Origin of the sequence: Bradyrhizobium sp. CSA207 (genome assembly GCF_029051685.1) — a bacterium.
Lineage (GTDB): Bacteria > Pseudomonadota > Alphaproteobacteria > Rhizobiales > Xanthobacteraceae > Bradyrhizobium.
In genome coordinates this window covers 1-911 of sequence record NZ_JAACFT010000117.1, presented here as the reverse complement: position 1 = coordinate 911, position 911 = coordinate 1, and the positions used below count along the sequence as shown (strand labels likewise).

General features: G+C 62.1%; 1 protein-coding gene. It reads right to left on the bottom strand.

Annotated elements, in window-relative coordinates; translation table 11 throughout:
- Positions 1 to 911, bottom strand: a 911-nt coding sequence (locus GWG65_RS40225) for an efflux RND transporter permease subunit (protein WP_275200922.1), incomplete at both ends; no start/stop codon positions are given.

Here is a 911-nt window from a genome sequence, read left to right as displayed (position 1 = left end):
AGCACGGAGTTCAAGGTCGTGGCGATGTCTTCCGAGGTCACGCCGAGCTGGCGCGCCTTGTCCTGGAGCACGTCGACCTTGACGACGCGGGCCGGCTCCATCCAGTCGAACACGACATTGCCAAGATCCGGGTTGCTTCGCACGATGCCGGCAAGCTTTTGCGAGAGATCTCGCACCTTGGCGATGTCAGGCCCGCTCAAGCGATATTGCACGGGACGCCCCACGGGCGGGCCGACTTCGAGCAGTTTGACGTAGGTGTCGGTCCCGGGGAACGTCTTCTTCAGGTAGTCCTCGAACCGTGCCTTGACCTGATCGCGCGCCTTGATGCCGCCCTTAGTCACCACCACCATCTGGCCGAACCAGCTGTTGGCGGTCTGGACGTCGAAGGACAGGACGAAGCGCGGCGAGCCGATGCCGACATAGGTTGACCAGTGATCGACCGAATTGTTGTCCTGAAGCTGTTCGCGCTCGAAGCGCGCCATCTGCGCATTGGAATCGTCGATCGACGCGTTCTGCGGCAAATTCCAGTCGATCACCAGCTCGGCACGATCGGACGACGGGAAGAACTGCTGCGGCACGAAGTTCATGCCGACCAGCGCCAGCAGAAAGGCCGCAACCGTGACGCCGATGGTGGCCCAACGGTGATGCATGCAGAACTTCAGCAGACGCGCGAACAACTGCGCCACGCGCCCCTTCTGCTCATGATGGCCCTTCATTCTGGCGGGCAGGATGGTGACGCCGAGCAACGGCGTGAACAGCACCGCCACGATCCAGGAGACGATCAGCGAGACCGCGATGACGACGAACAGCGTGAAGGTGAATTCGCCCGCATTGCTGTTGTTGAGCCCGATCGGAATGAAGCCGGCGACCGTCACCAGCGTGCCCGTCAGCATGGGAAAGGCGGTCGAGGT